Origin of the sequence: Actinoplanes sp. DH11 (assembly GCF_020873875.1) — a bacterium.
Taxonomy (GTDB): Bacteria; Actinomycetota; Actinomycetes; order Mycobacteriales; family Micromonosporaceae; genus Actinoplanes.
This window is the reverse complement of the sequence record NZ_JAHWGU010000021.1, coordinates 1-13,737: the sequence shown is the minus strand read 5'-3', so window position 1 is coordinate 13,737 and position 13,737 is coordinate 1. Positions and strand designations below refer to the sequence as shown.

At 70.5% G+C, this 13,737-nt stretch carries 8 protein-coding genes and 1 riboswitch; of the genes, 2 read left to right on the top strand and 6 right to left on the bottom strand.

Translation table 11 applies throughout. The features are described from left to right. Positions 1–517 precede the first annotated feature (517 nt). The 3 genes from LPA41_RS27240 to LPA41_RS27230 are packed head-to-tail and all read right to left on the bottom strand — an operon-like array spanning position 518 to position 5,303. The gene (locus LPA41_RS27240) at positions 518–2,965 is read right to left on the bottom strand and encodes a DUF3488 and transglutaminase-like domain-containing protein (protein WP_229073746.1); all 2,448 of its coding nucleotides are present in this window, start codon (positions 2,963–2,965) and stop codon (positions 518–520) included. After that, positions 2,962–4,260 (bottom strand): DUF58 domain-containing protein, encoded by a 1,299-nt coding sequence (locus LPA41_RS27235; protein ID WP_229073877.1) that lies wholly within the window; start codon positions 4,258–4,260, stop codon positions 2,962–2,964. The genes LPA41_RS27240 and LPA41_RS27235 overlap by 4 nt, the downstream gene beginning before the upstream one ends. A gap of 2 nt (positions 4,261–4,262) precedes the next feature. Then, positions 4,263–5,303: an AAA family ATPase gene (locus LPA41_RS27230; RefSeq protein ID WP_374238215.1), complete on the bottom strand. Its 1,041-nt coding sequence runs from the start codon at positions 5,301–5,303 to the stop codon at positions 4,263–4,265. A gap of 390 nt (positions 5,304–5,693) precedes the next feature. Here LPA41_RS27230 and leuS point away from each other — a divergent pair, with 390 nt between their 5' ends. After that, positions 5,694–8,498: a leucine--tRNA ligase gene (gene leuS / locus LPA41_RS27225; RefSeq protein WP_374238214.1), complete on the top strand. Its 2,805-nt coding sequence runs from the start codon at positions 5,694–5,696 to the stop codon at positions 8,496–8,498. 153 nt (positions 8,499–8,651) lie between these two features. Here the strand turns inward: leuS and LPA41_RS27220 are convergent, their stop codons facing one another. From LPA41_RS27220 to LPA41_RS27210, 3 genes are read right to left on the bottom strand one after another with little or no spacing between them, the layout of a single operon-like run. Further along, on the bottom strand, positions 8,652–9,470 hold the full coding sequence (locus LPA41_RS27220) for a TVP38/TMEM64 family protein (protein WP_229073744.1): 819 nt from the start codon (positions 9,468–9,470) through the stop codon (positions 8,652–8,654). A gap of 42 nt (positions 9,471–9,512) precedes the next feature. Continuing rightward, a complete protein-coding gene (locus tag LPA41_RS27215) occupies positions 9,513–10,226 on the bottom strand; it encodes a type 1 glutamine amidotransferase (protein ID WP_229073743.1) in 714 nt (237 codons plus the stop codon). Then, positions 10,216–11,436 (bottom strand): Mur ligase family protein, encoded by a 1,221-nt coding sequence (locus LPA41_RS27210; RefSeq protein ID WP_229073875.1) that lies wholly within the window; start codon positions 11,434–11,436, stop codon positions 10,216–10,218. Before LPA41_RS27210 ends, LPA41_RS27215 begins: the two co-directional genes overlap by 11 nt. A gap of 389 nt (positions 11,437–11,825) precedes the next feature. Continuing rightward, a riboswitch (cyclic di-AMP (ydaO/yuaA leader) is annotated at positions 11,826–12,007 on the top strand. Positions 12,008–12,013: 6 nt separating this feature from the next. On the opposite strand from LPA41_RS27210, the gene LPA41_RS27205 reads away from it, so the two are divergent. Beyond that, on the top strand, positions 12,014–12,832 hold the full coding sequence (locus LPA41_RS27205; protein WP_229073742.1) for a C40 family peptidase: 819 nt from the start codon (positions 12,014–12,016) through the stop codon (positions 12,830–12,832). Positions 12,833–13,737 lie beyond the last annotated feature (905 nt).

The following is a 13,737-nucleotide window of genomic DNA, read 5'->3' as shown; positions in this document are numbered from 1 at the left end:
GATCGGCGGTCCTCCGGTGTGGCTGGACTCCCGGCGACCAGGTTTCCACCGCCCTGGTCATCTGTCTCACCATGCGAGCGCTGGGCGGCCACTCGCTGACCATGGCTGCGGCGGCGATCAGCTCCCCGGCCGATCGCAACGCGGGCGTAAGGGGAGCGATTACACGGTGTCGATGCCAGGTGCTCCCGCGCTGAGTGCTGCTGCAAGGCGGTCTGACGGTGAGTAACGGGCCGCGTCCGTGGTGGGTGCGGCGGCGTCGGCGCTGGCCGGGCGGGCCGGGAGCGGCTACAGGCGCTACTGAGGGTGGCTGAAAATTGCAGCGCAGCCGGCCGTGCCGCTGGTCTGTGGATGACGGTGGGGGCAGGAACGTCCACGAACAACCCACACCAGCGGAACTGGTTGCTCAGCGTGACGACAGAGGGTGGTGGCGGTCGCCCGGCGTCCTCGAGCGGGTGCTGGACGAGAATCCGCTGAGGCCGGGGGTGGGGCACCGCTCGGGCGCCCCACCCCCGGAGGGTCAGCGGGCTCTGCTCAGGAGGCGCCGGGGGCTGAAACGTGCTGCGGCGTCGCGCAGGCGGGTCATGGCCTCGGCGGCTCGGGTGGATTGTTCGGTGAGGGACAGGCGCCAGTTCAGGAGCACCGAGGGGGGCAGCAGGGTGGCCCGGGCCTTGGTGCGGAACGTGGCTGTGCCGGCCAGACCGGCGCGGACGTCGCGGAGGGCTGACGTCAGTTCGGCGCCCTGCATGGGCTGGCGGGCGTAGCGGGCCCGTTCCTCGGCGCGGCCCAGCAGGGCTGCGCCGTCGGCGGGACCGCCGGTGAGCAGGTTGTCCTTGACCAGGCGCTGGGCTGTCACCCGGGGGGTCTCGGTGGGGTCCACCGGCACCCGGAAGTCGACCATCGTGTCGATCAGCTCGTCCCAGGCGGCGTGCGCGTCCTCGCGGGCGCGGGCCGACTCGGTGGTCACGACGATGTCGGAGACGGCTCCGCCCGTACCCGAGGAGATCGTGACCGGCGCGCCCACCGTCGCCGCGTGGCGCCGGCGCCGGACCAGGGCCCGGCGCAGGGCCGGGACCAGCAGCAGCGCGATGAGCAGGGCGATGCCGCCGGCGATCAACAGTGGCGTCCAGGAACTTTCCTCCTGGACCGTGCCGGACTCGACCGACGACTCGGAGCCGTCGTTCGCCAGTTCGGGGCGCTCGGCGCGGCCCGGTGCGGCGGACGAGTCGGTGCCGGGCGCCGCGGCGCCGGTCGACGCGGACGCCTCGGGTTCGGGGCGTTCGACGTCGGGGGCCCACGACGAACGGGCCGCGCCTTCGACGTTGGCGGCGGGTGTCGCGTCGAACGGCACCCAGCCGAAGCCGTCGAAGTAGACCTCGGTCCAGGCGTGCGCGTTGCGGTTGGTGATCTGGTAGCTGCCGTCCTGCTGCGCGGTGCCCCGGGTGAAGCCGAACGCCACCCGCGCCGGGATGCCGCTGGCGCGCACCATCCACGTCATCGCGGCCGCGTACTGCTGGCAGTAACCGACCTTGTTGGTGAGGAAGGCCGCGATCTCGGAGGCGCTGCCGTCGGTCTGGGTGGACTGGCTGTAGCGGAAGCCCTCCGCCGACGAGAACGAGTCGTAGATCGCCCGCACCTTGTCGTAGTCGGTGGACTCGTCCTCGGTCAGGTCGGCGACCCGCCGCTGGACGGTGTCGTCCGCCGGGGCCGCCGTGTACTGCCGGAGCAGCGGGTCGTCCTCGGCCAGCGGTTCGGCGGTCCGCAGTTGCGCGGCGGAGTAGCGGGCCCGGGAATAGGCGAACGAGTACTGCTGGCCGCCCGTCGTGGACCGTCCGGAGTAGGCCACCTGCTGGCCGGTGTCGAACTGCCAGTTGCCCTTCAGCCCCTGCACGTCGGCGGGGTAGCTGTAGACCGGCAGCATGTTCTGCCGCAGCGAGTCGGTGACCTCGACCTGGGCCTGGTACTGCGTGAAGGTGGCGCGGTCGGTGGTGCCCTGCTCGGCCGGATTCGCCAGGCTCTCGCCGAGCGGGCCGCCCCGCGGCGGGGTGTGGCCGACACCGTCCGCGTTCAGCACGTCCGCCACGCCGAACCGCAGGTAGAACGGCTCTTTCTCGTTGGTGCGCACGTTGATGAGGTTGACGGTGGCGTTCTGGTTGAGCTGGCCGCTCAGGGCCGCGAACAGGTTGATCCGCCCGTTGCCGGTGCCGCCGTTGCCGGGGCCGACCCCGCCGCCGCTCTGGGTGAGCTGGGACAGCAGGCCGCCGGAGACGGTCGGCACGGCCAGGGGCAGCAGCACCGCCACCAGCACGCCGACCACGCCGAGCCGGCGGCCGGCGGAGGCCAGCGGCGACGGTTCCCAGACGTCGACGTCGCGGCCGTCACCGGTGAAGCGGCGGCCGAAGCGGCGGACCCGGTCCACGTTGTCGGCGACCAGCAGCCACAGGTAGCCGGCGGCGCCGATGATGAACGGGAAGACCGGCACGCTGTCCAGGTAGACCGCGACCGGGATGGAGTAGATCGCGAGCATCGGCAGCCCGGCCAGCGCCGGGCGGCGGAACACCGCTGTCAGCAGGTCCACCACGATCGCCACGGCGCCGATGCCGAGGACGGCCACGAAGAGCAGGCCTTCCCGGTCGGGGACGGGCACACCGTACGACCGGGTGTCCTCACCGGCCTGCCGGATCAGGTCGGCGAAGTGCGAGAACGTGGCCGGCTGCGGGATCAGGATCTCCCGGCCGCTCGGGAAGATCCAGGTGAGGGCGAGGACCAGCGCGACGACCATCGCGAGGGTCTGCGCCCACGTCGGGAAGCGCAGGGTACGGGCGGCGACCGCCGCACCGGCGATCAGGATGACCGTGAGCAGGCTCTCCATGAGCCAGGTCCACGTGTCGAAGATGGCCGACAGCGGTGCGGCGGAGAGCAGTGTCGCGCTCGCCGCGATCAGACCGAGACGACGCCGGCCGGTCATCGGATCACCCCGCCCACGGTTTCCGCCATGGCGGCGCGGTAGGCGAAGCCCTGCGATCCCCGGCCCACCGCGGGCCAGAGGGCCGGCAGCGTGTCACCGTGGGTGACCGGCACCGACTTCCAGCCGCTGCGGACCAGCGCGAGCGACGCGGCCGCGTGTTCCCGGTCGGATTCCTGCCGGTCGCCGCTGTTCATCGGCACCCAGGTGGAGCTGTCCAGGGCGAAACCGAGGCAGGTCGCCCCGTTCCCGCGCAGCTGGGTCAGCAGTTCCGCCTCGGCGACCGTGAGCGCGCCGAACAGGCCGATCACCAGGCCGCCGTCGTTGCGGCGGCGGACGTGCTCCACCAGGACCGAGATGTCGCCGGTCTGGCTGAGCTTCACATCTGCCAGGGTGTCCAGGATCAATCCCTCCCCACCGGCCTCGGCGGCGTCGATGTCCATGCCGGTGCCGGTGACCAGACGCAGTTTGTAACCGGACTCGCGCAGGTGCATGGCGATGCTGGCGGCGGCCGACACCGCCCATTCGAAGCTGGCGGTCGGTCCTTCGCCGCGGTGCGCGTGCAGCCGGGTGTCCAGGACCACCGTGGCCCGGCTCTCCCAGGGCTGTTCCTCACGGCGGACCATCAATTCACCGGTACGCGCGGTCGAGCGCCAGTGGACCCGCCGCAGGTCGTCGCCGCGCCGGTACTCCCGGGTGGCCGCGTCGTCCTCGCCGTGCACCGCCACCGAGCGGGCGCGGCTCTCGCCGGTGCCCGCGTACTCCCCGGCCAGCCGCACCCGGGGGAGCGGGGTGACCTGCGGGATCACGATGAGCCGGTCGACCGAGGGGAACGAGCGGGTCAGCTCGCAGAGGCCGAACGGGTCGGTGAGACGGATCATCAGCGGGCCGATCGGGTACCGCCCGCGCACGTCGGCGCGGACCGTGTACGCCACCGAGCTGGCCTGCTGCGCCCCGAGCCGTTCCAGCACCACCCGCGGCCGGCTGCCCAGGGCGTAGGGCAGCCGGTCCTCGAGCAGCATCGTGCCGGTGGGCAGCCGGGACAGGTTCTGCAGGCGCAGGATGACCCGAGCGCTGGAACCGACCGGGGCCCGGCCCGGGTCCAGCGAGCGGGTGCAGGCCAGTTTGTAGCGGCTGCGACCGACATACCACGCGGCGAGCAGCGGGAGCGCGGCCAGCAGGACCGCGACCCGGAGCAGGTCGCGTTCGCCCAGAATCAGTGCCGAGACCGCGGCGGCGAGGGCTGCCGCCAGGAACGAGCGGCCGCGCGTGGTGAGCCCCCGCAGCGCCTCCCGCATCGTCACCGCCCCCGGGACTCGTACGGCGTACGTCCGTCACGGGTGTCGTACGGGTTGCGGGACCGGTCGTGCGGCAACGGCAGCCGGTGCACGATCTCCGACACGATCGCGTCGGTGGTCCGCCGGTTGAGCTGCGCGTCCGCCGTCGGGATGATCCGGTGGGCGAGCACCGGGACGGCGAGCGCCTGCAGGTCGTCCGGGAGCACGTAGTCGCGGCCCTCGAGCGCGGCCACCGCCTTGGCGGTGCGCAGCAGCTGCAGCGTGGACCGGGGCGACGCGCCGAGGCGGATCTCCGGTGCCTCCCGGGTCGCGGTCACCAGAGCGATCGCGTACTGCTGGAGGGCTTCGGCGGCGTGCACGTCCCGGGCCGTGGCGATCAGCCGGCGGACCATCGCGGCGTCGGTGACGGCGCGCAGGTCGTTCAGCGGGTCGTGGTCGCCGTGCCCGCCGAGCATGGCGAGCTCGGCACGCGGGTCCGGGTATCCCATTGCGATCCGGGCGGTGAACCGGTCACGCTGCGCCTCGGGCAGCGGGTAGGTCCCCTCCATCTCGATCGGGTTCTGCGTCGCGATCACCATGAACGGCGCCTGCAGCTCGTACGTCGTGCCGTCGACGGTGACCTGCCGCTCCTCCATGCACTCGAGCAGCGCGGACTGCGTCTTCGGCGAGGCCCGGTTGATCTCGTCGCCGACCACCAGGTTGGCGAAGACCGCACCCGGCTTGAACTCGAAGTCGCGCGTCTCCTGGTTGTAGACGCTGACCCCGGTGACGTCGCTGGGCAGCAGGTCGGGCGTGAACTGGATGCGGCGCACCGAACAGTCGATGGACCGGGCCAGGGCCTTGGCGAGCTTGGTCTTGCCGACGCCCGGCACGTCCTCGATCAGCAGGTGCCCCTCGGCGAGCAGCACCGCGAGTGCCAGTCGCACCGTGGCGCTCTTGCCCTCGATGACCTGCTCGATGTTGGCCATGATGGCGTGCGTCGCGGCGGCGAACTCGGCGCTCGTCAGCGGGCCGGCTGGCTCGCCCCAGGTCGGCGTTGTCACGGGCCTCCTCCAAGTCGTGTGTACCTCTCGCGGTGGGTATCACCCACCGTCAAGGGGCATCGAAGGTTGCGGGCGCCCAGCGGCCGTGGGCCTCCGGCGCTCGCCGCCCGTCCCCACAGGTTATCCCCGTACGCACGCATCGCCGAAAGGCCTGATCGAGACCGATTCGAGACGCAGAACCGGTCGCCTGTGGACAGCCTGGGCCATATCACCCGCAGGTATACCGGTCGCCGTGTGTGACGGACGGCGAGTATCATCCAACGCATGGCTCGGTCCGTTCTGCTTCTTAGCCGGCCGTGCTGACCTGACTGGCCGGCACGGCGCCCCCTCCTGCGTGAGGGGCTTTTTTATGCCCTTCTGCCTCCTTGATCAAGACGAGACGCCGACGAGATGGTGAAGATGAGCGAGACCGAGACCCCGCCTTTCCGTTACACCGCGGCGCTGGCTGACGAGATCGAACTGCGCTGGCAGGCCTTCTGGGCCGAGCACGGCACGTTCCGCGCGCCCAACCCGGTCGGCGAGCTGGCCGACCCCGCGCACCCGCGCGCCGGTGCGCCGAAACTGCACGTGCAGGACATGTTCCCGTACCCGTCCGGCGCCGGCCTGCACGTCGGGCACCCGCTGGGCTACATCGGCACCGACTGCTACACGCGCTACCAGCGCCAGGCCGGCTACAACGTGCTGCACCCGATGGGCTTCGACGCGTTCGGCCTGCCCGCCGAGCAGTACGCGGTGCAGACCGGCACCCACCCGGCGGTCACCACGGCCGCCAACGTCGAGCGCTACAAGAAGCAGCTGCGCCGCCTGGGCCTGGCCTACGACGACCGGCGCTCGTTCTCGACGACCGACCCGGAGTACTACCGCTGGACGCAGTGGATCTTCCTGCAGGTCTTCAACTCCTGGTTCGACCCCGAGCTGCGCAAGGCACGGCCGATCAGCGAGCTGATCGCCTCCTTCGAGGCGGGGGAGCGCGGCGCCGAGTGGGCCACCCTGTCACCCGCCGAGCGCCGCAAGGTCATTGACGACCACCGCCTGGCGTACGTGTCCGAGGCACCGGTGAACTGGTGCCCCGGCCTGGGCACCGTGCTGGCCAACGAGGAGGTCACGCCGGACGGCCGGTCCGAGCGCGGCAACTTCCCGGTCTTCAAGCGCAGCCTGAAGCAGTGGATGATGCGCATCACCGCGTACGGGGACCGCCTGGTCGAGGACCTGGACACGCTGGACTGGCCGGAACCGGTCAAGCTGATGCAGCGCAACTGGATCGGCCGCAGCAAGGGTGCCCACGTCGACTTCCCGGTCGGCGGCGACGGCGTGATCACGGTCTTCACCACGCGACCGGACACGCTGTTCGGCGCGACCTACATGGTGCTGGCGCCGGAGCACGAGCTGGTCGACGCCGTCGTGCCGGCGGCCTGGCCGGAGGGGACCAAGCAGGTCTGGACCGGCGGGCACGCGACACCGGCCGAGGCGGTCGCCGCCTACCGGGCCGAGGCCGCCGCGAAGACCGACGAGGAGCGGACCGCCGACGGCAAGGTCAAGACCGGCGTCTTCACCGGCGCCTACGCGGAGAACCCGGTCAACGGTGCCCGCGTGCCGGTCTTTATCGCCGACTACGTGCTGGCCGGTTACGGCACCGGCGCGATCATGGCGGTGCCGGGCCAGGACGAGCGGGACTGGGCCTTCGCCGAGGTCTTCGAGCTGCCGATCATCCGTACCGTTGCCGCCCCTGAGGGTTTCGAAGGCGCCTTCACCGGCGAGGGCCCGGCGATCAACAGCGACTGGCTGGACGGCAAGGGCGTCGCCGAGGCCAAGGCCGCCATGATCGAGTGGCTGGAGACGAACGGCAAGGGCCGGGGTGCCACCACCTACCGGCTGCGGGACTGGCTGTTCAGCCGCCAGCGGTACTGGGGTGAGCCGTTCCCAATCGTCTACGACGAGACCGGTCTGCCGATCGCGCTGCCCGACTCGATGCTGCCGGTCGAGCTGCCTGACGTCGACGACTTCTCGCCGCGCACCTTCGACCCGGAGGACGCGGACACCGAGCCGGAGACGCCGCTGTCCCGCAAGAAGGACTGGGTGCAGGTCGAGCTGGACCTGGGCGACGGCCCGAAGACCTACACCCGCGAGACCAACACGATGCCGCAGTGGGCCGGCTCCTGCTGGTACGAGCTGCGCTACCTGGACCCGCAGAACCAGCAGAAGATGGTCGACCCGGCGAACGAGGCCTACTGGATGGGCCCGCGGTCCGAGGGCGACTGCGGTGGCGTCGACCTGTACGTCGGCGGCGTCGAGCACGCCGTGCTGCACCTGCTGTACGCCCGCTTCTGGCACAAGGTGCTGTTCGACCTGGGCCACGTCTCGTCGTTCGAGCCGTTCCGGAAACTGTTCAACCAGGGCTACATCCAGGCGTACGCGTTCCAGGACGACCGTGGCTTCTACGTGCCGGCCGAAGAGGTCGTCGAACGCGACGGCAAGTACTTCTACGGCTCGCAGGAAGTCACGCGTTCCTACGGCAAGATGGGCAAGTCGCTGAAGAACGTGGTGACGCCCGACGAGATGTGCGAGCAGTACGGCGCCGACACGTTCCGGGTCTACGAGATGGCGATGGGCCCGCTGGACGTCTCCCGTCCCTGGGAGACCCGCGCGGTCGTCGGCTCACAGCGCTTCCTGCAGCGGGTCTGGCGCCTGGTGGTCGACGAGGAGACCGGCGCCGTCCGGGTCACCGACGAGCCGCTGGACCCGAAGACCCGCAAGACGCTGCACCGGATCATCGCCGGCGTCCGGGAGGACCTGGACGAGCTGCGGTTCAACACCGCGATCGCCAAGCTGATCGAGCTGACGAACACGCTGACCCCGCTGCCCGCGGTGTCCCGCGAGGCGGTCGAGCCGCTGGTGCTGATGCTGTCCCCGTTCGCGCCGCACCTGGCCGAGGAACTGTGGGGCAAGCTGGGCCACGCCGGCACGCTGGCCTACGTCGACTTCCCGGTCGCCGACCCGGCCCAGCTGGTGGCCGATTCGGTCACCTACCCGGTGCAGGTCAACGGCAAGGTGCGCGGCCGCGTCGAGGTCTCCCCGGACACGGCCGAGGCCGACGTCCGCGCGGCGGCCCTGGAGGCTGTCGCCGAGGTCCTGGCCGGGCGCGACCCCAAGAAGGTCATCGTCGTCAAGGGCCGCCTGGTCTCCGTCGTCGTCTGATCTACGCCGCCTCATCCGTCGACGGCCCGTCGCGCACTCGCGCGGCGGGCCGTCTTTCCCCGAGCGGGCCGGCGTGGCCGTACCCGAAAAGGTGCCCGGAAGCACTGCGCCCGGCCCAGCCGAGGGCTGGACCGGGCGGTGTGCGCGAAACGATCAGGCGGGGACGGCCATCGTGGTGGCCGGGACAGCGGTGGCCGGGACAGCGGTGGCCGGGACAGCGGTGGCCGGGACAGCGGTGGCCGAGACAGCGGTGGCCGGAGCCGCGGCGGCGGCGCGGCGGGAGGTGTAGCGCCAGCGGAGCACGATGGCCGTGGAGATGGCGAAGCCGATTGCCGCCGGAGCCAGGGTCGTCGCGTTCATCGAGCCCGGCGCGGCCACCGCGGCGCCGATCACGGCGTAGGTGACGGTGGACGGGATGGCGGCGATCGTGGTGCCGAGCAGGTAGCGCTTGCGGCAGACGCTCGTGGTGCCGTAGGCGTAGCCGACCAGACCGAACGGTGCGAGAGGCAGGAACCGGACCAGCAGGACGGCGGCGAGGCCGCGGCGGTTCAGCCAGCCGTCGAGGCGGTCGAGCCGGCTGCCGGCTTTCGCCTTGAGGGCGCCCTGCCCGGCCCAGCGACCGGCGTAGTAGGTCGCCGTGGCCGCGATGATGGCGGCGGCCAGCGCCGCGATCGCACCCGTCGCGGCGCCCAGGAGAAGGCCGCAGAGGAGCGTGATCGCGGTACGCGGGACGAGCACCGACAGGAGCAGCCCACCCACCACCGCGACGGCGGCCGGGGCGACCGCGCCGAGGTTCTCGACGCTGTCGCCGATCTCACGCAGCGGCAGCGTCGCGGCAGCGACCCCGAGAGCACCCACGACGGCGCCGAGAGTGCCGAACCGGACAAGGCGGCGCTTCCAGCTGATCGGAGCGTCCTGAGGGTCCGCGGAGTTCTGAACTGCGCCCCGCGGGGCGATCAGGATGTCGGTCATGCAGGCGTACCGCCCTACTGTTGTCGGTTCCTGAAACAAGGATCAGACAGCTGTCGCCGCCTCCAGCCGTTCCTGCCGAAGCCGGTCGGCCCAGGTGTCGTCCAGGGGCGCAAGCCTATCCGCGCCTGTTGACCAACGCAGTAGCAGATCGGCTATCGCTGGGTTGCGAGCGAGCGCCGGGCCGTGCGAGTACGTACCGAGAATCTTCCCGGCCCATGCTCCCTCGGTCTGCCCGTCGTTGCCCACTCCGGCGGTCACCCGGGCGAGCGGCGCGGCGTGCGGGCCCAGGTGGGTGCGGCCGCCGTGGTTCTCGAAACCGGTCAGCGGGGGCAGCCCGAGCCGCGGGTCGATGTCGCCGCGCAGTTCGCCGACCGCCCGGGTGACGCCCCGGTCGGAGGAGATGTCCAGCAACCCGAGGCCGGCGCACTTCGCACCCTTGGCGAAGAAGGAGTGGCCGAAGAGTTGATATCCGGCGCAGATCGCCAGGACCGCGGCGCCCTGGCTGACCGCCCGGTGCAGACCGCCGTCGTTGATCAGGCGCTCGGCCGCGAGGGCCTGCGGGCCGTCCTCGCCGCCGCCGATCAGGTAGATGTCGGCGGCCGTGGGCATCGGCTGGTCGGAGCGGACCTCGTACGTCTCCACCGGGATGCCGCGGGCGGCCGCCCGGTGGGCCAAGATCGACAGGTTGCCCCGGTCGCCGTAGGTCGACAGCAGATCGGGGTAGATCCACACGATCCGGAGGCTCTCAGTTGACACGGTCCAACTCCGCTCGGATGTCCTGGAACGCCGTGTAATTGGCGATCACTTCGAGGCGGCCGGGCGGTACGGCCCGCAGCGCCTCGTCGAAACTGAGTACGTGCCGGAACGGCACCTGGTTCACCTGGAGCCGGACGGCCAGGTCGTAGGCGCGGTCGCCGGTGATCAGCACCGGGCGGTTGCGCAGCGGCGAGAAGTCGACGTCGTACAGCCAAGAGGTGTCGAAGCCGTCGGGATCGCGGGCGTTGATGGAGAGCAACGTCGGGGCCTGCTCGGCCATGTCGAACGCCTCCAGCCAGCTGGCCGGGTTCTTGGCGAGGAGCAGCCGGATGTTGCGGCCGTCCCGGTCGACCTGGGCGTAGCGCCCGGCGATAGACGCCACCCGGGCCAGCCGCGGCAGCGCCTCGATCGGGCGGACCCCGAACTCGGCGGCAACGGCCAGGGCGGTCGCCGCGTTGCCGATGTTGACCCGGCCGGGGAGCTGGAGCTTCACCATGTGCCAGTCGCCGCGCGGGTCGATCACGCCTTCGTCCTCGACCACCCAGTTCGCCCGGGGGCGGCGCAGCGGGCAACCCGTGCACCACCAGTCACCGCCGGAGCGCTCGATCGGGTGGCCGCTCTCCGGGCAGACGAACGAGTCGTCCAGCCAGCGCTGACCGGCGCTGAACCAGGTGACCTGCGGGCTGCTGCTCGCGGCCCAGACCACCATCGGGTCGTCGGAGTTGGCCACCACCTTGATCTGCGGGTGGCCGGCGAGCGTGGTCTTCCACAGCTGCGCCATCATCGCCACCTCCTTCGCCCGGTCCAGCTGGTCCCGGGAGAGGTTGAGCAACGCCACCACCTTGGGCCGGGTGGCCTCGATCACCTGGGCGAGGTAGTGCTCGTCGACCTCGAGAACGGCGAACGGGGTGTGACCCTCTTTCGCCAGTGCCGAGGTGTGCCCGGTCGGCATGTTCGCGCCGAACGAGTTGGTGGCGACCCGGCCCAGCACGCCGACTGCTGCCGCCGTGAGCCGTGTCGTGGTGGTCTTGCCGTTGGTCCCGGAGACGAGCGCCACAGCTCGGCCGGACGACAGGTGGGCCAGGAGGTCAGGGTCGATCTTGAGGCCGATCCAGCCCCCGATCACTGAACCGTCGCCGCGTCCAGCGGCCCTGGAGAGCGCCGCCGCGGTCTTCGACGCGGTGGTCGCGACCTTGGCGATAAGAGGCATCTTCCCGTCCGTCACGCCAGCGAGGGTACCGGACCGAAAGGTTACGTCCAGTTGCCGACCGGTCAAGATCAGGTACGACCCGCGTTTGGCCCGGTCTCGTCGTTCCGTCCGGCGATCCGGGTGACGCGCCGACTTTTTGTGTGTTCTGGTTCACCCGTAACTTTCGACCGTTCGTGATCGGCCGACCCCGTACCGTGATGGCATTTGTCTCCTGGCGGTAACAAACTGGACACCTAACAGTGTGCCAATTACTCTGCGTCACGAGGTGGCTGCTGACGCTCGGCCGAAAACTCAGGTAGCAAGGTTGGGCCGGTGGCAACAGCCCACCGACTCGCACCAGCCTGGCTAACGCCGAGCCCTGCCCCGAGCTGGACGGTGCGACCGCAGCAACACCCGCACCATCGATCAAGGCATCAGGGGGCAGGGACGGGGGACCCATAACCGGTCCGTCCCACGCCGGCAGTTCCGCGGCACATGTGGGAGGACCTTGGGGTGAAGTCGCTCCGGCGACCGGGCACACCTTCCCGCCCGAACCCGACAGCTAACCTCGCAGGCGTGCCGGAGGGAAATCTCTACCGTGCACGAACACAGTTCGCGCCATCGTCGCCGCACGTCCCGCGGCGCCGGCACCGTCGCACTGTCCCTGGGCCTCTGCCTCTGCGCCGGCCAGCTGGTCACCGCGTCACCCGCCGCGGCCGCCAGCACCACGCCGGTCGTCAAGGTCGCCTCCGCGGCGGCCGCGACGATCAAGCCCAAGCTGTCCGCCAAGGCCAGCACCCGGAGCCTGAAGTGGGGCTCCACCCTCAAGGTGACCGTCAAGGTCATCGACCCGCGTACCGGCAAGATCGCCAAGGGCACGGTCCGGCTCCAGGGCCTCGTCGGCGGTAAATGGAAGACGTGGGACACCGAGAAGGTCCGGAACCAGAACGGGACGGTCACGCTCAAGGCCGCCCCGAAGAACACGTACTACGTCCGGACGATCTTCAACGGCTCCGGCTTCAACCAGGTAACCACGGCCAAGACCAAGATCACGGTCAAGGCCAGTGGCGCGAAGATCCTGGCGGAGGCGAAGAAGCACAAGGGTGCGCTCTACAAGTACGGCGCTTCGGGCCCCAAGCGGTTCGACTGCTCCGGCTACACGAAGTACGTCTACAAGAAGGCCGCCGGCAAGAAGCTGCCGCACAAGGCCAACTCGCAGCAGAAGTACGGCAAGAAGGTCGCCAAGAGCAACAAGAAGGTCGGCGACCTGATCGTGTTCCGGAACGGCTCGTACGGTTACCACGCCGGCATCTACGCCGGTAACGGCTACATCTACGACTCGCCGCACAGTGGCGCCCGGGTCGGCAAGCACAAGATCTGGAGCAACAACTACGTCGTCCGGCGCCTCGTCGCCTGACGGTTCGTGGAGCTCCGTAGCCGGTCCCCGCAGTAGGTTCCGCAGTAGGTAAGGCCGCAGTAGGTAAGGCCGTAGTAGGTAAGGCCGCAGTAGGTAAGGCCGTAGTAGGTAAGGCCGCAGTAGGTAAGGCCGTAGTAGGTAAGGCCGCAGTAGGTAAGGCCGTAGTAGGTAAGGCCGTAGTAGTAAGGAAAGACCGCGGTGTGGTGGCACCGCGCAGAAGATCACGCCTGTGGGGTGTGGCCCGGATCGGGGTCACGCCCCACAGGCGTTTCCGCGTCCTGGGCGGTGGTGCTCAGGGTCTGCGGCTGGCGCGGGGCGGGGTGCGCGACGTGGCCAGCGGTCATTGCGTCGGTCCAGCGGGCCCGGCTGTCGCTGATGGCTGGTTTGGAGCCGTTGTAGCGACCGTGGGTGACAGCTGGCTGGTTCGGCTGTCACCTACGGCTGTTGGGGAGCGGTTGTTGCGACCGTGGGTGACAGCTGGCCGGATCGGCTGTCGCTCACGGCTGTTACGGAGCGACTTTTTCGACCGTGGTGTCAGCTGGTCGGTCTGGCTGTCGCTCACGGCTGTTGGGGAGCGGTTGTGGCGACCGTGGGTGACAGCTGGCCGGCTCGGCTGTCGCTCACGGCTGTTGCGGGGCGACTTTTTCGACCGTGGGTGACAGCTGGCTGGTCTGGCTGTCACCTACGGCTGTTGGGGTGCACTCGGGGCCTACAAGCACAAGCCGCGCACGGATCCGATCCGCTTGATGGCAACCAGCGGTGCGAGCCGAGCGGGGCTGGGCGTGGGAGCTGGGCGCCGGGCGGGGGCAGCAGGCACCGGGCCGGGCGGGGGCAGCAGGCACCGGGCCGGGCGGGGAGGCGGGCACCGGGTCGGGTGGGGCACGTGGCCGGGCCGGGTGGGGCGG